General features: G+C 40.8%; 25 protein-coding genes and 1 riboswitch. Of the genes, 12 read left to right on the top strand and 13 right to left on the bottom strand.

Translation table 11 applies throughout. From position 1 onward, the window contains the following. The first annotated feature begins 83 nt into the window (after positions 1 to 83). The 3 genes from hxpB (at position 84) to Xish_RS15295 (ending at position 3,320) form a co-directional block, all read left to right on the top strand. Positions 84 to 749, top strand: a complete 666-nt coding sequence (hxpB, locus tag Xish_RS15305; RefSeq protein ID WP_099118574.1) for a hexitol phosphatase HxpB — start codon at positions 84 to 86, stop codon at positions 747 to 749. A 198-nt stretch (positions 750 to 947) separates the two neighbouring features. Then, positions 948 to 1,541: a metal-dependent hydrolase gene (locus Xish_RS15300; RefSeq protein ID WP_099118573.1), complete on the top strand. Its 594-nt coding sequence runs from the start codon at positions 948 to 950 to the stop codon at positions 1,539 to 1,541. A 390-nt stretch (positions 1,542 to 1,931) separates the two neighbouring features. Further along, positions 1,932 to 3,320 (top strand): L-cystine transporter, encoded by a 1,389-nt coding sequence (locus Xish_RS15295; protein WP_099118572.1) that lies wholly within the window; start codon positions 1,932 to 1,934, stop codon positions 3,318 to 3,320. A gap of 132 nt (positions 3,321 to 3,452) precedes the next feature. Here Xish_RS15295 and htpX read toward each other — a convergent pair whose 3' ends face one another. The 8 genes from htpX to ftnA form a co-directional block, all read right to left on the bottom strand. Then, the gene (gene htpX, locus Xish_RS15290) at positions 3,453 to 4,337 is read right to left on the bottom strand and encodes a protease HtpX (RefSeq protein ID WP_099118571.1); all 885 of its coding nucleotides are present in this window, start codon (positions 4,335 to 4,337) and stop codon (positions 3,453 to 3,455) included. Positions 4,338 to 4,515: 178 nt separating this feature from the next. Next, positions 4,516 to 6,594, bottom strand: coding sequence for a carboxy terminal-processing peptidase (prc, locus tag Xish_RS15285; protein WP_099118570.1), 2,079 nt, complete (start codon positions 6,592 to 6,594; stop codon positions 4,516 to 4,518). A gap of 19 nt (positions 6,595 to 6,613) precedes the next feature. Further along, a complete protein-coding gene (gene proQ / locus Xish_RS15280; RefSeq protein WP_099118569.1) occupies positions 6,614 to 7,324 on the bottom strand; it encodes an RNA chaperone ProQ in 711 nt (236 codons plus the stop codon). 95 nt (positions 7,325 to 7,419) lie between these two features. Then, positions 7,420 to 7,917 carry a GAF domain-containing protein gene (locus Xish_RS15275; protein WP_099118568.1) on the bottom strand — a complete coding sequence of 166 codons (498 nt, stop codon included), beginning with the start codon at positions 7,915 to 7,917 and terminating at the stop codon, positions 7,420 to 7,422. A gap of 529 nt (positions 7,918 to 8,446) precedes the next feature. Next, complete coding sequence (locus Xish_RS15270) at positions 8,447 to 8,797, bottom strand: YebY family protein (RefSeq protein ID WP_099118567.1); 351 nt, start codon at positions 8,795 to 8,797, stop codon at positions 8,447 to 8,449. Between the two features lie 92 nt (positions 8,798 to 8,889). Continuing rightward, entirely contained in the window at positions 8,890 to 9,813 is a 924-nt protein-coding gene (gene copD / locus Xish_RS15265) for a copper homeostasis membrane protein CopD (RefSeq protein WP_099118566.1), read from the bottom strand. After that, complete coding sequence (yobA, locus tag Xish_RS15260) at positions 9,813 to 10,199, bottom strand: CopC domain-containing protein YobA (RefSeq protein WP_099118565.1); 387 nt, start codon at positions 10,197 to 10,199, stop codon at positions 9,813 to 9,815. Before yobA ends, copD begins: the two co-directional genes overlap by 1 nt. A gap of 298 nt (positions 10,200 to 10,497) precedes the next feature. Beyond that, complete coding sequence (ftnA, locus tag Xish_RS15255; protein WP_074022228.1) at positions 10,498 to 11,004, bottom strand: non-heme ferritin; 507 nt, start codon at positions 11,002 to 11,004, stop codon at positions 10,498 to 10,500. Between the two features lie 335 nt (positions 11,005 to 11,339). Between ftnA and Xish_RS15250 the strand changes: the two genes are divergently transcribed. Beyond that, positions 11,340 to 11,570: a DNA polymerase III subunit theta gene (locus Xish_RS15250; RefSeq protein WP_099118564.1), complete on the top strand. Its 231-nt coding sequence runs from the start codon at positions 11,340 to 11,342 to the stop codon at positions 11,568 to 11,570. A gap of 63 nt (positions 11,571 to 11,633) precedes the next feature. Here the strand turns inward: Xish_RS15250 and pip are convergent, their stop codons facing one another. From pip to Xish_RS15235, 3 genes are all read right to left on the bottom strand, one after another. Continuing rightward, positions 11,634 to 12,587 carry a prolyl aminopeptidase gene (pip, locus tag Xish_RS15245; protein ID WP_099118563.1) on the bottom strand — a complete coding sequence of 318 codons (954 nt, stop codon included), beginning with the start codon at positions 12,585 to 12,587 and terminating at the stop codon, positions 11,634 to 11,636. Positions 12,588 to 12,681: 94 nt separating this feature from the next. Continuing rightward, positions 12,682 to 13,053, bottom strand: coding sequence for a protein YebF (yebF, locus tag Xish_RS15240; RefSeq protein ID WP_099118562.1), 372 nt, complete (start codon positions 13,051 to 13,053; stop codon positions 12,682 to 12,684). 104 nt (positions 13,054 to 13,157) lie between these two features. Beyond that, a complete protein-coding gene (locus Xish_RS15235) occupies positions 13,158 to 13,340 on the bottom strand; it encodes a YoaH family protein (RefSeq protein ID WP_099118561.1) in 183 nt (60 codons plus the stop codon). Positions 13,341 to 13,489: 149 nt separating this feature from the next. Here Xish_RS15235 and pabB point away from each other — a divergent pair, with 149 nt between their 5' ends. The 8 genes from pabB (at position 13,490) to mntP (ending at position 21,770) form a co-directional block, all read left to right on the top strand. After that, the gene (pabB, locus tag Xish_RS15230; RefSeq protein WP_099118560.1) at positions 13,490 to 14,860 is read left to right on the top strand and encodes an aminodeoxychorismate synthase component 1; all 1,371 of its coding nucleotides are present in this window, start codon (positions 13,490 to 13,492) and stop codon (positions 14,858 to 14,860) included. Continuing rightward, positions 14,857 to 15,426 carry a CoA pyrophosphatase gene (locus tag Xish_RS15225; protein ID WP_099118559.1) on the top strand — a complete coding sequence of 190 codons (570 nt, stop codon included), beginning with the start codon at positions 14,857 to 14,859 and terminating at the stop codon, positions 15,424 to 15,426. Before pabB ends, Xish_RS15225 begins: the two co-directional genes overlap by 4 nt. Positions 15,427 to 15,593: 167 nt before the next feature. Beyond that, complete coding sequence (locus Xish_RS15220) at positions 15,594 to 16,958, top strand: L-serine ammonia-lyase (RefSeq protein ID WP_099118558.1); 1,365 nt, start codon at positions 15,594 to 15,596, stop codon at positions 16,956 to 16,958. A gap of 511 nt (positions 16,959 to 17,469) precedes the next feature. After that, positions 17,470 to 18,441 (top strand): PTS mannose transporter subunit IIAB, encoded by a 972-nt coding sequence (gene manX / locus Xish_RS15215; RefSeq protein WP_099118557.1) that lies wholly within the window; start codon positions 17,470 to 17,472, stop codon positions 18,439 to 18,441. A gap of 83 nt (positions 18,442 to 18,524) precedes the next feature. Continuing rightward, complete coding sequence (locus tag Xish_RS15210; RefSeq protein WP_099118556.1) at positions 18,525 to 19,325, top strand: PTS mannose/fructose/sorbose transporter subunit IIC; 801 nt, start codon at positions 18,525 to 18,527, stop codon at positions 19,323 to 19,325. A 13-nt stretch (positions 19,326 to 19,338) separates the two neighbouring features. Then, a complete protein-coding gene (locus Xish_RS15205; protein ID WP_074019508.1) occupies positions 19,339 to 20,187 on the top strand; it encodes a PTS mannose transporter subunit IID in 849 nt (282 codons plus the stop codon). Positions 20,188 to 20,302: 115 nt separating this feature from the next. Next, positions 20,303 to 20,761: a DUF986 family protein gene (locus Xish_RS15200; protein WP_099118554.1), complete on the top strand. Its 459-nt coding sequence runs from the start codon at positions 20,303 to 20,305 to the stop codon at positions 20,759 to 20,761. 152 nt (positions 20,762 to 20,913) lie between these two features. Then, positions 20,914 to 21,039: riboswitch (yybP-ykoY riboswitch) on the top strand. Between the two features lie 146 nt (positions 21,040 to 21,185). Beyond that, positions 21,186 to 21,770 (top strand): manganese efflux pump MntP, encoded by a 585-nt coding sequence (gene mntP, locus Xish_RS15195; RefSeq protein ID WP_141553988.1) that lies wholly within the window; start codon positions 21,186 to 21,188, stop codon positions 21,768 to 21,770. A 7-nt stretch (positions 21,771 to 21,777) separates the two neighbouring features. Here mntP and rlmA read toward each other — a convergent pair whose 3' ends face one another. Together rlmA and uhpC are read right to left on the bottom strand one after the other, a co-directional pair. Beyond that, positions 21,778 to 22,593 carry a 23S rRNA (guanine(745)-N(1))-methyltransferase gene (rlmA, locus tag Xish_RS15190; RefSeq protein WP_099118552.1) on the bottom strand — a complete coding sequence of 272 codons (816 nt, stop codon included), beginning with the start codon at positions 22,591 to 22,593 and terminating at the stop codon, positions 21,778 to 21,780. Positions 22,594 to 22,711: 118 nt separating this feature from the next. Continuing rightward, positions 22,712 to 24,034 (bottom strand): MFS transporter, encoded by a 1,323-nt coding sequence (gene uhpC, locus Xish_RS15185; RefSeq protein WP_099118790.1) that lies wholly within the window; start codon positions 24,032 to 24,034, stop codon positions 22,712 to 22,714. Positions 24,035 to 24,039: the final 5 nt, after the last annotated feature.

Raw genomic sequence — 24,039 nt, 5'->3', positions numbered from 1 at the left:
ATCACTCATAACGAGATTTAATTTATTGGAATTGTTACAATCAGATCTCTTTAATCACGGTTATCATCGCGGAGAGATTTGAGATGTCATTTTGTTTATCTATAGAAGCCGCCGTTTTTGATATGGATGGTTTACTGATTGACTCTGAACCTTATTGGAAGCAAGGAGAAAAAAACGTATTCAGTGAATTAGGGCTGGATTTAAATTTAGCAAAAAATTTACCTGACACATTGGGATTACGAGTCGATCAAGTTGTTGAGCTATGGTATCAAGCATCACCTTGGCAAAGTACTTCCAAACGTGAAGTTGAGCAACGCATCATCAATTATGTAGTTCAATCAGTTGAAAAACACCGTCCATTGCTACCTGGAGTAGAACATGCTTTAAATCTCTGTCGCGAACGTGGGTTAAAAATCGGTCTGGCTTCCGCCTCACCCTATGAAATGATCGAAAAAGTACTCGAATTGTTTAACCTACGACATTACTTCGATGTTGTTGTTTCTGCTGCACACTTACCTTACAGCAAACCACATCCCGAAGTTTATTTGCTGGCAGCCAGTCAACTTGAAGTCAATCCAATTAACTGTTTTACATTAGAAGACTCATTTAACGGTATGATAGCAACCAAAGCAGCAAGAATGCGTTCAATTGTCGTACCCGCTACCCATCATTTCGATGATCCCCGCTGGTCACTAGCTGATATCAAACTGAATTCACTGGAAAAATTAACACCAGAAAATATTACTTAATAGCCATCGCGCTGCCATTCTTTAATTCTTATTTTTCTGTATATGGTAGCGCAAATATCAACCTTCTCCTTCAACCAACCAAACCACAGCTTAAAAAATTTTCCTTGTTACCCTCTATCTTCCTCAGGCAAAACCCTCTATACTGCCTCACTGTATGTATAAACAGCAATCAGCATAAATAAATTAGTATAAATCGTTATGACAGCAGAAGGACATCTTCTTTTTTCCGTTGCCAGCCTTGTATTGGCTCACCAGCTAGAAATCACACCAGAAATAGCACAGGGAGACTGGTTACACATGCTTCCCGGCGTACTTCTGGCTTCATTGTTGCCAGATATCGACCATCCAAGTTCAACCCTAGGCAGATTGTTCCGCTTTATATCCATTCCAATCGCCCGATTATGCGGACATCGTGGATTTACACATAGTTTATTAGCACTACTCGTGGGGGTTACTCTATTCCAGACTGAAATACCTTCTAATTGGCCCATTCCAACTGACTTTATCCATGCAATGGTTATCGGTTATATCAGCCATCTTATTGCTGATATGCTTACCCCCGCTGGTATTCCACTATTATGGCCGCTAAGAATGCGTTTTTGTTTGCCTATTCTTAGAGGTAAGGAACGTAAAAAAGCCGAACGTTTTATTGCCGTACTGGTAGTGGTAATCGCTATTATCCTTCCACAACACATCAATTTTTCATTCGCTCATTATTTAAACAACTTGCAATTTAACAAAATACAGTTTGATAAATTATCGATTGATAAGCTACAAAATTTCTACAAGTAACTGATCAGTATACACATAAAATAAATATCTTAGCCCCATTTTAAAATGGGGTTACCTGAAAAATATAAACAATCTTTTACTCCCCCTCTCATCACCTTAAAAAAATCATTTTAAATTAACGATATATTGCCTTCGCAGCCTTTATCAAACAAAAAACAAACAGAATTTCATTAGAATATATAACCAATTGAACTAGCTAGTAAAAAATGATTATATTAAATTACATTTAATTATAAGAAAGAGAATTTTTATACTGATAAAATTTCATCTTAAGTACTTCATGGTATGTAGGAAATAGATTTCAAATTGGAATACAACTTACAAATCTATATTCCAGACTGCATACCGCCACTCGAAATATAAAAAGTATATAATTTTTGGAGACTAGAGATGAACTTACCACTCATCATCAACGTGTTGGTTTTTGTAGCACTGCTTATTCTATTAGCAAAAACAAGCTCAAATAAATGGAGCTTGTCCAAAAAAGTTCTTGTAGCTCTAGTCGTAGGTGTCGTTTTTGGGTTGGCATTAAACATCGTTTATGGAACAGATAACCTTACCGTAAAAGAATCGATTAAATGGTTCAATATTGTTGGTAATGGTTATGTACAACTGCTACAAATGGTTATCATGCCGTTAGTTTTTGCTTCTATCCTAAGTGCCGTTGCCCGTTTACACAAAGCATCTTCCTTAGGAAAGATCAGCTTTTTTACCATTGGTACATTACTTTTCACAACAGCGATTTCCGCTTTAATCGGTATTGTAATTGCCAATTTGTTTGGACTAAGTGCAGCAGGGCTTATTCAAGGCTCTCAAGAAACTACTCGTTTATTAGCAATTGAAAGCAATTATATTGACAAAGTTGCAGATATGAGTGTGCCTCAAATCATTCTCTCTTTTATTCCTAAAAATCCCTTTGCTGACCTAACGGGAGCGCGTCCTACTTCCATTATTAGTGTGGTAATTTTTGCGACATTTTTAGGCATCGCTGCGCTACAAATGATTCAAGATGATCAGGAGCGCGGTAAACGGGCTCTTGTTGCTATTGATACAATGCAAGCATGGGCAATGAAGCTGGTTAGGTTAGTTATGCGTCTCACTCCATACGGCGTGATGGCTTTAATGACCAAAGTTGTTGCCAGTTCTAATATCCAAGACATTACTCAATTAGGTAGTTTTGTTGTTGCTTCCTACATCGCCCTTGGCCTGATGTTTATAGTACATGGCGGTCTTCTGGCATTTACCGGTATCAATCCCCTGAAATTCTTTAAAAAAGCAGGCCCCGTATTGACATTCGCATTTACCAGCCGTTCAAGCGCTGCAAGTATTCCCCTGAACGTTGAAACACAAACTCGTCGCCTCGGTATACCAGAGTCTATTGCCAGTTTTTCCGCCTCTTTTGGCGCGACTATTGGGCAAAATGGCTGTGCAGGCATTTATCCAGCTATGTTGGCAGTGATGGTGGCTCCAACCGTGGGTATTAACCCCTTTGATCCAGTGTGGATTGCAACTCTTGTGGGAGTTGTGACTATCAGCTCTGCAGGGGTGGCTGGTGTTGGTGGTGGCGCAACATTTGCGGCATTGATTGTTTTACCTGCTATGGGTCTACCTGTTACCTTAGTGGCACTGCTCATTTCTGTTGAGCCTTTGATCGACATGGGACGCACAGCATTAAATGTTAATGGTGCTATGACAGCAGGTACAATCACCAGTCAGTTGATGAGAAAAACCAATAAAGAGGTGTTTGAGCAAGACGAAAAAGTGGTAAAAAAATCTTAATTCAAGCCTGATGAAATAAACCAGAGAAAACATACTGCCACTAACATGCATTTCCCCTGAAGATTAAATAAAGCCGAGAATCATGATGAATCTCGGCTTTATATCTATATTAGTTATTAGAAATTAATAGCATTACTTTATATATTCACCACTACGAAGAGCTTCAATACGCTTATCCAACGGCGGATGAGATAAAAACAACTCACTAAAACTCTTAGCTTTGCCATTAATACAGAACGCCATCATTCTCCCCTCTTCCTGAGGTTCATAGCTGGTCTTAAGACGTTGTAACGCTGCAATCATCTTTTCGCGGCCAACTAATTTCGCTGATCCTGCATCTGCATGGAATTCACGATAACGGGAGAACCACATGGTAATAATACTTGCCAGGATACCAAATACGATCTCCAACACCATGGAAATCACCATGTAGACGATTGGATTACCATTGCTGCTGCTTTCACTTTCATCATCGTTGCTGGAAAGGAAACTTGCAGCGGCCTGTGCAATGATACGTGAAATAAAGATAACAAATGTGTTCACAATCCCCTGCAACAATGTCATCGTCACCATATCACCATTGGCAATATGGCTAATTTCATGGGCAATGACGGCTTCAGCTTCATCACGGCTCATATTATTCAGTAACCCTGTACTAACAGCAACCAGAGAAGCATTACGGCGTGCCCCTGTAGCAAATGCGTTAATATCCAAGGCATCATAGATAGCCACTTGCGGCATAGTAATTCCAACTTGATCCGCTTGACGACGTACAGTTTCCATCAACCAGGCTTCAATTTCATTGGAAGGTTTTTCAATAACCTGACCACCAACAGAGCGCAGAGCCATCCATTTCGACATTAATAACGAAATGAATGCACCACCAAAACCGAACAAACCCGCCATAATCATGAGACCAGCTACACTGCTCCGCTGAACTCCTGTAAGTGAAAGTATTATTCCAAACACCACCATGACAGCAAGGTTTGTGAGAAGGAATAAGGCGATTCTCATCATATAAATTTGCTTCCTTTAATTATCAAACAGTTCAACTAAGCGTTAAGCCATAAGATGGGGCTATTCCCATATTATTCAAGTTTTTGAAGACGTTAAGCGACAAAAACAACATAACTTTACAATATAATAAAAAAGGCCGACTACCAAGCCGGCCTTTTATCTATAACGAATTTTAAGACTATCTCGTTACAGCCATTTCAGCAGGCTGATGCGCCAAATCCAGAGCAATTTTTACAGATTCATTTAAGTAAGGATCTGGCCCTTTATAATCTTTTGGCAAATCATCAAGCGATTTGAGCGTTTTTTTACCTTCTCGTTTAAAGCGTTCATTAAGACGATTCAATTTAATTGTTTCGTATTCCTTGTTTTCTTTCTCTCTTTGAGCATAGTTCAAGGAATAAACGCCCTTACGTTCTTTAATAACTTTATAATAAGCAATATCCTGTTTGATATATTTAAATTCAGGATCATTGGCAATTCGTTGATTATACTGCTTAGTCAATAGCGGCGTTAACTCTGAAATTACTTTCGAAGAAGTATAATGTGCAGGTTGAATGCTGTCCCAAGGTAGCGCATTATCTTCCTGACTTTCCCCTATTTCAGAAGGTTCTTCTCCTGTCGGCATAACTATATCAGGCGTTACTCCCTTAAGCTGGGTGCTACCTCCATTTATCCGATAGAATTTCTGGATCGTGTATTGCACAGAGCCAATTTCAGGCCATTCAGGTTGTAACATTTGATCATAAATGCGATTTAGAGGGCGGTATTGCTGAACTGTACCTTTACCGAAAGAAGGTTCTCCCACAATTAATCCACGACCATAATCTTGCATTGCGGCCGCAAAGATTTCAGATGCAGAAGCACTTCTATTATCAGTCAGAACGACCAGAGGACCTTTATAGTATATTGCTTCATCTGTATCTGCCTCCACTTTCACTCTGCCGGTATTGTCCCGAATCTGAACAATGGGGCCAGTAGGAATAAACAAGCCAGATAGCGATACAGCTTCTGTCAACGCTCCACCACCATTACCACGCAAATCAATAACAACCGATGAAACCCCCTGTTTAGTGAGTTTCTGCAACTGCACTTTCACATCGTTAGTTAAGCCGACATAGAAACTGGGTATATCCAGGACACCAACCTTCTCCTTCCCTACCGTTTTCACCGACATCTTGACAGCATTATCTTCAAGGCGGATATTTTCACGAGTTAAGGTAACAATGTGGTTTTTTGCCCCTTTCGTACTTGGAATGATTTCAAGGCGGACTTTACTCCCCTTAGGCCCTTTGATAAGAGCAACGACATCTTCCAAACGCCATCCAACAACATCAACAATTGGTTTGCCTACCTGCCCAACACCAATAATTTTATCTCCAACTTTCAATAAATTGCTTTTAGCTGCTGGACCGCCCGCAAGCAATGAACGAATGGAAACATACTCATCATCATATTGTAAAACAGCACCGATGCCTTCAAGAGATAAGCTCATCTCTGAATTAAACTGTTCTGTATCACGAGGTGAGAGATAACTGGTATGCGGATCTATTTCACGGGCAAAAGCCATCATAATGCTTTGAAAAACATCCTCACTCTTGGTTTGTGTGAGACGTTTTAATAACATTCGATAGCGTTTAGTCAGAGTTTCTTTGATTTCTTTATCGTCTTTGCCGGATAATTTGAGGTTTATCCAATCAAATTTGATTTTAGCATCCCAAAGTCTATTCAACTCTTCAACACTCTTTGGCCATGGTGCTTTGATACGGTCGGTTTCAATGGTGTCATGACCGTTTAAATCAACGGGCTGCTCTAAACGAGCGAGCACATATTGATAGCGTTCAAAGCGGCGCTTTTGCATCAAATTGAATAGATCATACGGAAGTTTTAGATCACCATTTTCAAGCTCTTTTCCTAATTTTCCCTTTCGAGCTGCAAATTGTGCGATATCAGATGCAAAAAAAACATTATGTCCATAATCCAGTTGATTCAGGTAACGATCAAAAATTTTTCCTGAAAAATCTGCATCCAGATAAAACTGGCGATAATGAGAACGAAGAAAGCGGGAAACAATCCGCTTACTTACGGTGGGATGTTGTGGTTCCGGTTTTAAATCTGGTAACTGGCTCAGACTGAGAACAGCCGTATTATTAGCGTTAGCGTGGCTGCCATTCGCGATATTGCCATTAATAGTATCTGCATAACCTATACTAGAAAATGATAGACCTAAAACGAAAGCCAATATAATGAGTTTGTTCATGCCCAAGTTGGCCTCCGTATCAGAACTTTAAGTGTTCTGCGCGTACAATCATTGCTAAACCAGTAGGTAGCTGCACCCTGACACCATCTTTTGCAATTTCAAGCACAGATGCATCCATTAGGCTTTTTCCTACATTGACTTTGATTGTCTGACCGACTTTCAAAGAGGATACGTCAGTGACTGAGTTTAACTCAGGTTGTGCAATTTTTTTTATGGTTTTATCTTCTGGTTTACGCGATTGTTGCGGGCGGTTTTGTGAACGCACTGGACGTTTTTCACCATCACCTGATCTCTTTTGACGACGAGGAGCTGGTTTTTTATTCACAGGGCGTTCATTTTTCTTGTCAGATACGTTTTCAGTTTCACGCTTCTTGGCATTTTGTTCAGATCGTTGAGCCTGTATCCGCGCTTTCGCTTCCGCTAGTTGCTGACGCGCATGTTCAATATGTTCGATTTCCAGCTCGCCACACATGTTCCCGTCAAGGTCGACACGCTGAGCTCCTTCTTTTACACCATAGAGATAGCGCCAACTGGAGGTATACAAGCGCAAAGCAGAACGGAGCTGTGTTTTACTCAAACACTCTTCGCCCTGAATACGTTCAACGATGTCCTGAAAGATCCCAATCTTCAAAGGACGTGCTTCACCTTCTGCTACAAAGCAAAGCGGGAAGCGCTCAGCCAAGAAAGCAATGACTTCTTTACTACTGTTCAACTTAGGTTGATTTTCCATGAAATTTCCTGATTACAACGGTTTTGCCAACCAGCGCAGGCATGAACAGGCGACATTATAATAGCGTTGCTGATAAATGCCACGTTATACGTATGTTAAGTTACGTTCTGTTGTAGATATTTTGACATAACACATTGTTTCAAATGGTTACAAAGCCTGATAACTAGCGCTTTCAAACCATTTTCATCATTCTCGTCAAACCGATCAAAAACCGTGCTATCAATATCCAAAACGCCAATAACTTGCCCATTGATTTCTAAGGGAAGTACAATTTCAGCATTACTGGTGACATCGCAGGCTATATGATCAGGAAAAGCATGTACATCAGAAATACGTTGTATACTCTTATTTGCAACAGCCGTTCCGCATACCCCTTTTCCTACCGGAATACGAACGCAAGCAATCTTACCCTGAAATGGCCCTAATACCAGAGTATCATCATCAACTAAATAAAAGCCGACCCAATTAACATGTTCCAAACGTTCATATAACAATGCACTTGTGTTAGCCAGAGAAGCGATAAGATCGTATTCCCCTGATAGCAGTGCCATCAGACTATCTGCTAACTCTTGATAAAATTTATTCTTATCCATAAGCTCCTACGCAACAGATAAACATTTAACAAAATGAAAACAATGATTTTACATTAAATTTTCATCGTGTTTAACAGACTATTTCTAAGCATAATCTATCACTATGATTTAAATTTTCTTCCAGAATATCGTTTTTCTTCCTGAATTTAAATTTTCTTTAATTATTTTTACCAGTATGCACTTATAAAACTTAGGGATATATCACAGCTTATTTAAAAGATAGCCTGACTTGCACCCAGGATCGTGCCTTTGCTCATATTTTTATTATAAAACACCTTATCGTTACTTTAATTGGTTGTTTTATTTTCACTTACTTATTATACACCTAAGAAATAAAGTAATTTATTGAAAAGGAAATAAAAATATTCGCCCTTTATAACGGGCAAAAAAAGGCCGAGTTTACTCCTCTACTCGGCCCAGGGAAAATGGCTCTGTCAAAGAGCCTTGCGTTAAAAATTGCCATTGAGACGTAGAACAACTGACTATCTAAAGCGTAGTTGACATACAATGATTTACCAAACTTTAACCATTATCGGTTGGATGAATAGTCACATAAAGCCAATGCTGCTTTTTGAAATGGCTCAATGCTCATTTTTTGATTGGGATGATCGGGATCATTTAAGAGGATTGTATCTAATGATGATGCAATTACCTGGTTGGCTTGCATCAGTTGTGTTGCTTGATCATTCAACGGATACTGCATCAATGTGCTAGGATTTATCACAAACAACGCTCCATCTGTTCGACAATCAAGCATAACTTCTTCGCGAGTAAATGCCCACTGTTTGCCAAACTGTAACTTACTAATCGTTTTTATTGGCGCAGCTACTCCCTGAAAAGAGAGAAGCAAAAGAGGCACAGCCCAAAATAGTCGTTTCATTATCATCTTTCCCCTGATAGATACATACATGCCGTGATTTTATCGCTAATCTTCCTGTTTATGTACCCAGATTTACACCAATCATTCAAGAATCACGCAGGAGGTTGCGTTGCAAAAATCGCTACGCATAATAATACGGTTGTACCCAGAATAATTTCCAGCCAACTATTGATTATCAATTGCTGATAGCACTTTTTCTGTTTTAATTTGGGAACTAAAATATAGCGGTTAATCAAAGCCAAAAGAACCATTCCAGTAACCAGAACTATTTTTAACCATAGCATGGATTGGTATTCAGACAGAGTTCGACTGAAAATGGGCCAACCTGGAATGAGAATCACACTGCTCACAATTCCAGTCACAATCACCAGAGACACGGCAAAATGCCCATAAAGAGAAAATTTTCTCATGGCTGTTATGCTATCTGCATATAAGTTAGTCGCATTAGGCGATAAGTTTGCTTCTACTGATTGACGTAATCGCAAGAATTGCAGACACAGTAAGAATGGCCACAATCCACCAAACCAGTAACCTGCACTGAGTAAATGAATAACCTGATTGGCTTGAAGTAATAACCCTATGTTTCCTTCATACATAGCGGCATGTCCAATGAAAGCATGGCTTGAAAGTAAAATGAAAGAACAACCTAATAACAGGAAATTTCTGACCTTAATATTAGAAAGGAACAGCCCACCAACAGCAAGTACAGCAGTCAATAACTGCCATTTCCATACTTGTCCAAAAGAGGTTTCCAAGACAGACAGCCAGATATCCAGAGCATAAACATCGTGCCAGCCATCTCCCATTAATCCAGCCTGTACAATAAACCAGATGATTGAGGTGATAAAAGCCAGCACGGTGCTGATTAAAACACCAACTTTTAACCGTTCTCTCATCAGGAGCGAGAAATGACCAGAAACAAGCATTACAGTGAATAAGCTAAGGCCAAACATCAACATAACGACCACAAAATGAGAGAAACGGCAGAATACGTATAGCGCCTCTAGAGAAATCATTATTTTACGGTAAAACTATAAACGCCTTTTGTTTTATGACCATCGACAGAAAGTACACTCCAGTCAACACTGTATTTTCCTGTAGCAAGTTTGCCTTCAACTGGCAGAATTAACTTGGTTTTGGTCTCAGGATCGAGTTCTAATTTACCTGTTTTAATTACGCTCTTTTCTGGGCCAATCAATTTTACCTTACTGAACCCAAGCTCAATACGTTCTGAAAAGTTCAAAGTGATAGTTTGTGGGGCTGCTTCAACCGTTGTATTTTCTGCGGGAGTCTGATCTTTCAAATGAGCATGGGCCAAAGCCTGCTGACAAGACATGCCGACAAACAGAACCACAAGAGCAGATAGTTTGGTCCAGGATGAACGGATGTTAAGAATAAACATATAGATAACCCTTTAATATGTAGATGAATTTTTTATGTTTAAAAGGAGATTCTATACCAAAAAATCTGTTTAATCTGCGATAATCAGCGAGTAATGTCCCGACCTGTGAGGCACTACGCAAAAATGGGAATATAAAGAGGGAGAACCGTAACCCCAGTTTCACAAGGCATGAAAAAAACACAAAGAAACGGAGTTACGATGGAAAACAGATCAAATTGATTTATCCGGTTATTTTCTCTACTTAGTAGATTTTAAATGGCAGAATAACCAGCAAAACTCAAGTTGAAACATGCAAGAATCAGGCATGTGCTGGTGCCGCAGATAATCCCTTGAGATCTTTATCCAACAAGAACAGGGCTTTTCCACTTTCCCCTACCATCTCTAGTTTGTCCAGAATAGATTTGAACAGTTTTTCTTCTTCATGCTGCTCCGCAACATACCACTGCAAGAAATTAAAAGTGGAATAGTCTTGTGTCGTCATCGCGACATGGGCAAGTTTATTGATTTCTTCTGTGATCAATTTTTCATGCTCATAAGTCTGGTTAAACACATCGGAGATAGATTTGAATTCTACAGGAGGAGCCTGAATAGCGCCCAATACAGGCATTGAACCTGTGTCACCCAAATAATCAAACAAGCGTTGCATATGTTGCATCTCTTCCTGTGAATGCGTCTTTAAAAACGCGGCTGCGCCTTCATATCCCTTATCACTGCACCATGCACTCATTTGCAGGTATAAATTTGCAGAATAAAATTCCAGATTTAATTGCTCATTTAATTTTTTGATCATTTCTTGTTTTAACATCGGCCAACTCTCCTAATAATTTATTAAATTTTGCGTATTATGCCAATTAAAAACACATAATACAAAAACAAAATAAAAATATGCAATTAATTGATAAATAGGATTTTATTTATAAAAACCAATAAGAATAAATCTCATTAAATATAAGAAAATAAGAATCAATTTTATTTAATTAAATTTTTATTCAGAAAATAATTTTTAATAAAAATGAGAATTGATATTATTTATGTTTATTAGATACGTTTTTGCTCTTTTTAAAACAGCTTGCTAAACAAAAGAGAGTCTATTAATTTTCTTTTAGATAAATTAAAAATGAGTTTTCAGAGAGGCCAAAAATGGAACATAACTTAGCCAAATTATCTAAAGATGAAATGGATAAGGTCAATGTTGATTTAGCAGCATCCGGTGTTGCTTTTAAAGAACGTTATAACATGCCTGTCATTCCTGACACTGTTGAACAATCACAACCTGCACATCTGCAAGACTATTTCCAACAACGCTTGCAGCATTACCGCCAGCAGTCAAGATTACTGTCACGCCTGCCTTATGAACCTAAAAGTCGTTGAGGGAATGATAAAAAGGATAACCACCCTTTGCGGGTGGTTACATCTTAACTATTTCCAATAAATCTATTTGCCAACAAATTTATCAGTGGCTTTGATAAGTTGGTGTAAAATGCCGGCTTCATCAAAAGAGTGACCAGCCCCTTCCACAATATGCAATTCAGCCTCCGGCCATACTTTTGCCAAATCCCACGCATTCTGTATCTGACATGCCATATCATAGCGTCCATGTATAATCACAGCGGGGATATGCCTGATCACATCAATATGATCCAGTAATTGCTGGGTTTCATCCATAAAACCATTATTGATAAAGTAATGGTTTTCAATACGTGCAAACGCCAGGGCAAAATTATCCTCTGAAAAAGAGGCTGAGTTTGTAGAAGGCAGTAATGTTACTGTTTCTCCCTCCCAGAGACTCCATAAACGTGCAGCTTCCAACTGTACTTGCAAATCTTCACTGGTCAGCCGTTTGTTATAGGCGGCTATTACATCATTGCGCTCTTCTTCTGATAGGATAGACAACATACGTTCCCATTTTTCTGGGAAAAAACGAGAAGCGCCTTCTTGATAGTACCAGTGCAACTCTTGTGGACGGAGTAAGAAAATCCCTCTGAGCACTAATTCTGACACACTATTTGGGTGTTTTTCAGCATAAGCCAAAGACAGTGTTGATCCCCATGAGCCACCAAAAATCAGCCACTTCTCAACACCCATAAGATTACGCAGCCGTTCAAGATCCTCTATCAAATGCCATGTTGTATTATTTTCCAGGCTGGCATGGGGCTTAGAACGCCCACAGCCACGCTGATCAAATAACATAATATGATAGCGTTCAGGATCAAATAACTGACGATGATAATTTGCTATCCCCCCACCAGGGCCGCCATGAATGAATACGGCAGGTTTACCTTTTGGATTGCCACACAATTCCCAATAAATCTGGTGCCCATCTCCCGTATTCAGATACCCTGTTTGATACGCATCATAAGCGGGATAAAGTTTCCGTTGTTCCGTCATAAAGCCCTCTCACTGTTTAAACAAAACGGGATACTTTTCCAGTATCCCGTATATATTTAAAGAAAAGATAGTGTGACAAATTATTTGCTTTTATTTACTTTACTTCACTATAACTAATAGTCTCTTTTTGACAATCTATTGTGACATTGTAACTTTTATCTTTTTTCGTACCTCGGACGATCAAAGGAACCTGCAATGCGTTCGTATCGCCAGTAATATCATTGACATTCACCCATGCAATCAGTTTTGAAGTGCCTAATTGCTTTTTGTCCTTATCCCAGTGATTAATACGATTTTGTAAGAAATCTTGCTTAACCTGTGCTGCTACTTGATCTTTGGTTAAATTTTTACAAGAAATAAACTTTGCTACACGCTCACTCTCGGCTGCGGTTGCAATAAACGAAACAGAAAACAGAGTACCTGCACTCAGTAAACCAATACGACGAATAAACTGACTTGCCTTCATAATATTACCTCCTATTACCATTCAAATAGTATGGATTAAAAGCAGCTACAAATTAACATGCAGTAGAAAGTAATTATGTGAGTTTTGTTAAAAATGCGTTGCGTCTAGTTTTCACCATCTTCAAATAAAACATGGATCTGCTCATTGTTCTGGTGCTTTTCACGTAATTCCTGAGCAACAATAGCAATGGCTTCTCCGCTGCCCATTCCTTCGGAAATGAGCTGATGTATCCTTTCTACGGCAACTTGTTGCTCTTCATGGGATAGTGCTGGCATACCTGAAAACATCGTTATAACCTCAAACAAAACATAGCAATTATTGGCAAACGGCGATTATAGCCTGTTTTATCTCAAGTCAGGAGCGAGATTGTGTGATAATCTCCGTGGATTAATATGTTATTCCTTGTGGATTGCCAAACACCAATATTGATGCCGTCATGAAAATTGCATTACAAAAACGACAATTACCCTATTCTCCTGATCTCGCCATTCACTATTTCGCCCCCCTTTCTGCATTACCTTGGGCCATGCTGTTACATTCTGGAACCGCCAAACATCCGCATAATCGATTTGATATTATCGTCGCCGAACCTGTGACAACTCTTGTTACTCAAGGAACATCTACCGAAATTAATCGTAATGGGAAGGTTTCTCTTTCTCAGGAAGATCCCTTCCTGCTATTAAATGAGCACCTTCACGCCAGTGGTATTGATGCTCAGTTTGATCCAGATCTCCCTTTTCAAGGGGGAGCATTAGGTATATGGGGATACGATCTCGGACGACGTATCGAAAAGTTACCTGAATTAGCTACCAATGAACTGAGTTTTCCTGATATGGCTATAGGGATTTACGATTGGGGATTGATTATTGATCATCAGCTAAAGAAAGCGACGTTACTGGGTTACCACAATATTGACGAACGGCTGACATGGTTAGAATCTCAGCGAGAAAACAGGAAAGAAGGCTTTTCCCTGACAAGTTCGTGGCAATCCAATATGACAGCACAGCAATACCACGAAAAAATTGCTCAAATCCATCGCTACCTACGAGAGGGAGATTGCTATCAAGTCAATTTATCACAACGGTTCCATGCCAAATATGCAGGAGATGAATGGCAGGCATTTATCCAGCTCAATGAAAGTAATCAGGCTCCCTTTTCTGCTTTTATCCGCTTACCTGAGCACTGCATTATCAGCGTTTCCCCTGAACGCTTTATTCTTTTGCAAGATAATCACATTCAGACGCGCCCAATAAAGGGAACTCTGCCCCGATTGCAAGACACCGATGAAGATCAATTGCAAGCAGAAAAATTAGCAAATTCACGCAAAGATCGCGCGGAAAACCTGATGATTGTTGACCTGCTGAGAAATGACATTGGGCGAGTTGCCACACCTGGTTCGGTCAAAGTGCCCGAATTATTTGTTGTTGAACCTTTTCCTGCCGTACACCATCTGGTCAGCACCATTACAGCAACCTTGCCTGACACATATCATGCTACAGATTTACTGCGTGCCTGTTTTCCAGGTGGATCAATTACAGGTGCCCCTAAAATCAGGGCTATGGAAATCATTGAAGAATTGGAGCCACATCGCAGACATGGATATTGTGGTGCGGTTGGCTATATTAGTTTCTGCGGTACAATGGACAGCAATATTACTATTCGTACCTTACTGACAGAAAAAGGAAAAATCTACTGTTGGGCAGGGGGTGGTATCGTCGCAGATAGCATCGCTGAAAAAGAATACCAGGAAACATTTGATAAACTCGGACGGATCTTACCTCAATTAGGGGAACTATCTATACCATGACATCGCTCTCTGACTTCATTCATCGGTTTCAATTGCAGCTTCCTGCACGACCAGCACATTTAGCCAGCAATCAACGGAATGCGGCGGTATTATTGCCGATTATATGTAAGCCAGAACCAACGCTGTTATTCACCCAACGCTCCGCAAGCCTCCGCTCCCACGCAGGGCAAATTGCTTTTCCGGGCGGAGCGGCTGATCCTGAAGACGCTTCCCTTATTGCCACTGCCTTGCGGGAGGCAGAAGAAGAAGTCAGCCTGCCGCAAGATAAGGTACAAATATTGGGGCAATTAGCCCCTTTGGATAGCATTGGCGGTTATCGTGTCACTCCAGTTATTGGGTTAGTTGCCGCCCCCATTTCCTTTCGAACTAATCCAGCAGAAGTAGCAAGTATTTTTGAAATTCCACTGATTGAGACACTTTCCCTTCCCCATTATCGGTATCTGGATATAAAACGCCGTAATCAACAACGCCGAGTCTATTTTTATTGGCACCAAGAGCATATGATTTGGGGATTGACCGCAGCCATTATTTATCGCTTAGCACAGCAAGTGCAAAAAACGCTCTGAATTGGACGCAAAACACCACAAAACTGTGCATTACTTATCCATAATCATATCAATTGCTATTATAATTAAAAAAAAACTGTAAACTCCTTTATCAACACTACCAAATAACAGTAAAGTAGCGCGCTTTATATAAATAACTATATCTCTCTTCTTTAAAGGAGTCTGGCGTGATTAGCGTTTTCGACATGTTTAAGGTGGGTATTGGCCCATCCAGCTCTCATACTGTTGGTCCTATGAAAGCAGGCAAACAATTTGTCGATGATCTTGTAAACCTGGGGGTAATGTCCTCTATCACGCGTGTAGCTGTTGATGTATACGGCTCACTTTCATTAACCGGGAAAGGTCACCATACGGATATTGCTATCATCATGGGGCTGGCAGGTAATATGCCGGCAACCGTTGATATTGATTCAATCCCTGGTTTTATTCGTGATGTTGAGCAAACTGAACGTTTGCCGCTGGCAAATGGTTTACACGAAGTCGATTTTCCTCGCGATGGCGGTATGAACTTCCGTAGCGATAACCTCTCACTGCACGAAAATGGCATGCAAATTCATGCGTTCGCCGGTGACGAAAAAGTTTACAGCAAAACCTACTACTCTATCGGTGGTGGTTTTATTGTTGATGAAGAGCATTTTGGCAAGCCATCCCAGGATTCCAAACCTGTTTCTTACCCTTACAGCTCTGCGGCTGAACTGCTGATGAACTGTAATAAAACAGGCCTGTCTGTTTCTGGCCTGATGATGAAAAATGAATTGGATTTACACAGCCAAGAAGAAATTGCTGAGTATTTCGCGGATGTCTGGGCAACCATGCAAGCCTGCATTGAGCGTGGCCTGAACACAGAAGGGGTTTTGCCAGGCCCATTGCGCGTTCCTCGCCGCGCAGCAGCGTTACACCGTATGCTGACATCATCAAACAAATTATCTAATGACCCAATGAATGTCGTTGATTTAATCAATATGTTTGCGTTGGCCGTCAATGAAGAAAATGCCGCCGGTGGCCGTGTTGTTACTGCACCAACCAATGGCGCATGTGGTATCGTCCCTGCCGTTTTGGCTTATTACAATCACTGCATCGAACCTGTGACACCGGAACTGTATACCCGCTATTTTCTGGCTTCCGGTGCAATCGGCATCTTATATAAGATGAATGCTTCCATTTCGGGTGCTGAGGTTGGTTGTCAGGGTGAAGTTGGGGTAGCTTGTTCTATGGCAGCAGCCGGCATTGCCGAACTACTCGGCGCAAGCCCTGAACAGGTTTGTATCGCAGCAGAAATTGGCATGGAGCATAACCTCGGTTTGACTTGTGATCCGGTTGCCGGCCAGGTGCAAGTTCCTTGTATTGAACGTAATGCTATTGCATCAGTTAAAGCGATCAATGCTGCCCGTATGGCACTCCGCCGTACCAGTGAACCTCGTGTTTCTCTCGATAAAGTGATTGAGACCATGTATGAAACGGGCAAAGATATGAACGCGAAATACCGTGAAACTTCACGCGGTGGTTTGGCAATAAAAGTTCAATGTGACTAACATAACACATCGTTCATTTATCATACATAAAACAACAATTTTGCCTATTTTTTCTACATTTAAATTTTAGTTGAAATAATATCCCTGCCATTTGGCAGGGATATTTTTTTGGCTGAAACGAGTTAATAAAGTACATTATTTCCCATTTTGCGATAAAAACATCTCAATTTTTTTATAAAAAAATTAAAAAAATGTTACCGAGAACAGAAATAAATACCATTTTATAATAAAAATACAAAATTTAAATACAAGTTATTACTGTTTATCGGAATAAAATATTGTTTTACCCTGTCTAAATAGCCTGACTTAATTTTTCTGACTGATAGCAATTTTCTTGAAGGCTGCTAATGATAATCTAATGGCATATTTTCTTATGTAACAGAATATAAAACCATGACCGTTTTATGCTCACGACTATCCTATTGATTGATAGGAGATTCAATACATTAGAAATATTGAGTGTGAACTTGCAATAGTTCTGAATTCAATTGTTACAGAGAGGGGTAAACAAGTGAGTATAGCCATTATGATTGGCACACACGGGGCGGCAGCAGAACAGTTGCTCCATACCACAGAAATGTTGATTGGGGAGCAGGAAAATGTTTCTTATATCGACTTTGTGCCCGGTGAAAATGCTGATACGTTATTCGAGAAATACAACCAAAAGCTGAAATCGCTTGATACAGAACAAGGCGTGCTGTTTTTTGTCGATACTTGGGGTGGCAGTCCATTCAATGCTGCAAACCGCATCGTGGTTGATAAAGACAACTATGAAATCATCACTGGTGTAAATGTCCCGATGCTTGTTGAAGCTTTCATGTGTCGGGACGATGATCCAACCATGGAAGAACTGGTTTCTGTTGCATTGGAAACCGGCAAAGAAGGGATCAGAGCCCTCAAAGCAAAGCAAGATGAAGAGCCTGCCAAACCTGAACCTGTTAAACCAGCCCCTACCGCTGCACCTGTTTCAGCAACTTCAACAACGTCTGCGGGCGGCCATATGAAAATAGCTCTCGCACGTATTGATGACCGCCTTATCCACGGCCAAGTAGCGACCCGCTGGACGAAAGAAACTAATGTCAAGCGTATCATTGTCGTCAGTGATGAAGTTACCCAAGATACGGTGCGTTCTACCTTGTTGAAACAAGTTGCACCTCCTGGCGTTAGCGCACATGTTATCGACGTTGCCAAGTGCGTTCGGGTTTACAACAATCCCAAATATGCCGGTGAGCGCGTCATGCTGTTGTTCACCAATCCAACAGATGTCCTGCGTATTGTCGAAGGTGGCGTCGCTATCGAATCCGTAAATATCGGTGGTATGGCTTTCCGTCAAGGAAAAACCCAGATTAACAACGCAATTTCTGTTGATAAGACTGACATTGAAGCCTTTGAAAAGCTGAACTCTCGTGGCATAGAGCTGGAAGCCCGTAAGGTTGCCAGTGATACCCGTTTGAACATGATGGATCTGCTGAAAAAAGTTTAACGATAAGAACAGATGTCATTTTACTAACCATTACTCAATAACAAAATTCTTACTAAATTACATTTGGTTACAGGAGAAAAACAATGGAAATTACCGTTGTTCAACTTGTGTTGATATTCATCGTTGCCTGTATTGCAGGCATGGATTCAATTCTTGATGAATTTCAATTTCACCGGCCATTAGTTGCTTGTACATTAATCGGCTTAGTGCTTGGCGATATGAAAACCGGCATTATCATCGGTGGTACGCTGGAAATGATTGCCCTTGGCTGGATGAATATCGGTGCAGCAGTTGCCCCCGATGCAGCATTGGCTTCCATCATTTCAACCATTCTGGTTATCGCTGGTGGGCAAGATGTCGGTGCCGGTATCGCACTGGCTATCCCGCTGGCAGCAGCAGGCCAGGTTCTGACTATCATTGTCCGTACCTTAACTGTTGGTTTCCAACACGCGGCAGATAGAGCCGCAGAAAACGGCAATCTTCGTGCAATTAGCGTCCTTCACATTTTAGCATTGATGCTTCAGGCTATGAGAATCGCTATCCCTGCCCTGATTGTTGCTGTATCAGTAGGAACTTCTGAAGTTCAGCATATGTTGAATTCCATTCCACAAGTGGTCACCAGCGGCCTGAATATCGCCGGCGGTATGATCGTGGTTGTCGGTTATGCAATGGTGATTAACATGATGCGCGCAGGTTATCTGATGCCGTTCTTCTACCTTGGTTTCGTCACAGCGGCCTTCACTAACTTCAACCTTGTTGCATTAGGTGTGATTGGTATTGTCATGGCAATCCTGTATATCCAGCTTAGCCCAAAATACAATCAATCACAGGCCGTCGCCCATGCTGGTAATACCCCAAACGACCTTGATAACGAATTAGATTAAGAGGATAAACAACATGTCAGAGGCAACAAATATGGGTCAGAAAAAGCTGACACAAAGCGATATTCGTGGTGTATTCCTCCGTTCTAACCTCTTTCAAGGATCGTGGAACTTTGAGCGTATGCAGGCACTCGGTTTCTGCTTCTCAATGATACCTGCCATTCGTCGTCTGTATCCGGAGAATACTGAAGAAAGGAAGCAAGCGCTTAAACGACATATGGAATTTTTTAATACCCATCCTTATGTTGCAGCGCCAATCCTTGGTGTCACCATGGCAATGGAAGAGCAACGTGCCAACGGGGCTGACATTGATGACGGAGCTATCAACGGTATCAAAGTGGGTTTGATGGGACCTTTAGCGGGCGTAGGTGATCCTATTTTCTGGGGCACTGTTCGTCCGGTATTCGCTGCTCTGGGTGCAGGTATTGCCATGAGTGGCAGTCTGTTAGGCCCTATTCTGTTTTTCCTCCTGTTTAATTTAGTGCGATTACTTACCCGTTACTTGGGTGTGGCTTATGGCTACAAAAAAGGATTGGATATCGTTAAAGATATGGGGGGTGGCTTCTTGCAGAAAATGACGGAAGGCGCGTCAATTCTTGGTTTGTTTGTCATGGGTGCACTGGTCAATAAATGGACCAAAGTGAATATTCCGCTAGTAGTTTCTGAAGTTCCTGATCCAGTCACAGGTGAGATGAAAGTGACGACGGTTCAAACTATCCTTGACCAATTAATGCCCGGCCTGATGCCATTGTTGTTAACATTTGGCTGTATGTGGCTACTGCGGAAGAAAGTCAATCCGTTATGGATTATCATCGGCTTTTTTGTGCTGGGGATCGTCGGTTTCCGTTTTGGTTTCCTTGGTTAGGCCTGATATTCCTGTATGGCTTGAATGTTTAGGGGAGGTTTTACCTCCCCCCTTTTGTTATTCAACAGTAAATATACTATAAATTTTCCACGTAATACGAAATCAGGGATTAAAAATGAGCCTGAATGATATTGTTCTAGTAGTTTTAATTATATTGATGCTCGCTTTTGCGATCTATGATGAATTTATTATCAATCAGCTCAAAGGAAAAACGCTGTTAAATATCAAACTCAAAAGAAAACAGCGAATTGATGCCCTGATATTTATCATTTTGATTGCTATTGTTATTTACAATAATGTCACATCACAGGGCAGTCAGTTCACGACCTATTTATTATTATTTATCATCCTGGTGACATTATATTTAGGTTATATTCGCTCACCAAAACTAATATTCAAAAAACAGGGCTTTTATTATGCCAACCGTTTTTTTTCTTATGAAAGCATTAACGCAATGAATTTATCTGAAGATGGCATTCTTATGATGGATTTAGGACAGCATAAAATCTACCTGTCAGTAACGAAACTGGATGACTTAGAAAAAATTTATCAATTTCTTGTCAATAACAGATAATTCCACTTATTTAGCTCCAGATAAATTAAATAAGATCAATAATTCATATTGGTCTTATTTCCCTCCTAAAAAAGATAACGATAAGCATTATCATTTTCATATTTTAAATATGGCAAAATATTTTTTGCCTTTTATGCTTAATATGATATTGTCCGTCGCAGTCATTGGGGAGTAGCCTGTTCCAGAAAATTGCTGGAAAATTCGTATCAACATACTCGTTTAAAATAAAACGTGGTACGAATACCTAAAGAACCTAATAACATCCGGGTTTTTATGCTCCGTTATATTTCAAGTGGCAATTAACAAAGTGGTAACTTGAAAGATTACGGGGATCAATCGGTTGGCAAGACCATAGACACATAACAACACCATGGGTTGGGGGTGTGTTGTGTGTGTATGGAATCACCCAACCGAGGCTATTTTAATGAATATCTATTCAACACTTATTCTCGCCCTCGCCCTTTCCATGGATGCGTTTGCCGCTGCCGTAGGAAAAGGAGCCGCCCTCCACCGACCTCATTTTCGCGAAGCCATCCGAACAGGTATCATCTTCGGCCTGGTTGAAGCCTGTACACCTTTAATCGGTTGGTCATTGGGTCTGTATGCCAGCCAATATATTATGGAATGGGATCATTGGATTGCCTTTTTCTTGCTGTTGATCCTTGGCTGCCGAATGATCGTCAATAGTTTCAAGCATGAACCTGAAATTTCCTGCCAAAGCACGCCGAAACGCCATAGTTTAGCGGCACTAGTTCTCACTGCAATTGCAACCAGTTTGGACGCGATGGCAATTGGTGTTGGCCTTGCTTTCTTACAAGTTGATATCCTTCACACAGCCATGACAATTGGCCTGATGACCATGATTATGGCTACACTAGGCATGTTAATTGGTCGTTATATTGGCCCACTACTGGGTAAAAGAGCCGAGTTAGTTGGAGGATTAGTCCTAATTGCCATTGGCTTCAATATATTATTCGAACACCTAAAATTATTTTGGTATGCGGGATAGGGTTATATCAAATACGTCGATATACTTTTAATGTGAAATCTGCTTCACAATTAAACTGCTCTCTCGATATCAAATGCGTTTTAATTTCTTCTGATGCCCGCCAGGCAAAAGGGGTCATCTGCAATAAATGATGCGCTTGTTCACCATTTAATGACATTGCATAAGCCAGTGTTTCAGTTGAAATTAATTGAAATCCTTCCCATTGTTCCTGATTTTCAGGATGTAAATGTACTTCCTGATAAATCAGCTCTTTCAATTGATACAAGTGACGAGGCCCTGGCGTTACTGTCAGTACGATACCACCTGGTTTCACCACTCTGGCCAATTCTGCTGCCTTGCAAGGGGCGTAGATCCGCAAAATACCATCGAGCGAACTGTCCGCAAATGGCAACCGATGGCTAGAGGCTACACAGAAATTAACGTCAGGATAACGTTTGGCACCATAACGAATTGCGACTTTCGCCACATCTAATCCATACACGGCCAATTTCCGCTGAAGATTAAGCTGTTCCTGAACCGCCGCTGTGTAATAACCTTCACCACAACCAATATCCAACACAGTGTCAGCGCTTTCTGGTAAATATTTGCCAAGCAATTCAACCGTTTTTTGTTGCAGGGCTTGATAATGGCCGGAATGCAAAAACGCCCTTCTCGCTTGCATCATTTCTGCGCTATCCCCAGGCTCTTTTGAGCGTTTATGCTGAACGGGCAATAAATTGACGTACCCTTCTTTTGCACAATCAAACTGGTGATTGTTTTCGCAACGCCATTGGTGATTAGCAAACAGTAACGGCGAGTGACATAAAGGACATTGATAAGACATAACATTCCGACGGATAGGGAAAAATCAGGGGCGTACTATACCATATTTTTTATATATGCGTTTTTTAACCCCATCTTTTTGAAATTTAAACCTTACACTCAAGGGGAAAGGCTAAATCCTACATTCTCTGCCTGGAAAACTGAGCTTGCAGGAATGGCAGTAATAACAAGCCTATCATGACTGCGCAGACAGAAATGGTAATAAATAATCCCTTCCAATGATAACACTTTAAAATAACGGCAAAAGGATAGCCAGCAAGTGCAGCTCCCGTATAAGCAAAGAGACCAACAAACCCCGTTGCAGCCCCCGCAGAATCTTTATGGGAACATTCCGCAGCCGCCATCCCAATCAACAATTGTGGGCCAAAAACAAAAAAACCAATGACAAAAAAGCCAATTGATTGAAAAATCAAACCAGTCATAGGCATCAACCATAAGGCAGCCACCGATAAGAAAATACCCATTGCAAATATCAAGTTCATCGGCCCACGATTTCCACCAAATACTCGATCCGATCCCCAACCAGCCACCAGCGAGCCTATAAAACCACCCACTTCAAAAAGTGATAATACTGCGTTCGCACTCACTAAATCATAATGATGATACTCTGTCAGATAGAGGTTTCCCCAATCGTTAATAACAGTACGGACGAGATAAACCAAAACGTAACTCAATGAAAGCAACCAAATATATTTGTTGCAAAAAACATAGGTTTTCAGTATTTCTCTGGTCGTTAGCCCTTTTCCTTGATTTTCTTGTATCTTTTCTAAATGATCATTGCGGAATTGGCCAATAGTCGGTAACCCCATCGTGGCAGGCTTGTCACGTAATCGCCAACATAAAAATATCCCGACCCAAATACCCAAACAACCCGGCACAATAAACCCTTCTCGCCAGCTAAAATGTAGTGTCAAAAAACTGACGAACAATGCAACCAACGCACTGCCTATATGGTGTGACGTATTCCATAGCGACCACCAAAAACCACGCTCTGAGCGAGAATACCAACTGGTAAGCAATTTAGCACAGGGTGGCGACCCCCATCCCTGAAACCACGCATTTAATATCCACAAAAAGGTAAACATCACAATTGAGCTGGACAAGCCAAAAAAGATATTGATGATGCCTGTGGCAATTAACCCGATTCCCATGAAATAACGCGGATTGGAACGATCAGAGATAATACCGGAAAGAAATTTGGAACAACCATAAGTGATATAAAACAAGGTTCCAATTAGACCAATGTCTCCTTTATCAAGGCCAAGATCGATTATCATGGCAGGCATCGCATAGTTGAAACTTTTACGGGTAAAGTAAAATAGCGCATACCCTACATAGAGACTCAGCATGATATGCAAGCGCCAGTAGCGATACTGTTGCCGGATTTCTTCACCAGATAACTGCTTGTCATGTACTGGCTTAGATTGAGAAGAAGCTGTCATGACCA

This window comes from Xenorhabdus ishibashii, from assembly GCF_002632755.1.
Classification (GTDB): Bacteria; Pseudomonadota; Gammaproteobacteria; order Enterobacterales; family Enterobacteriaceae; genus Xenorhabdus; species Xenorhabdus ishibashii.
This window is presented reverse-complemented; position numbering and strand designations above follow the sequence as displayed.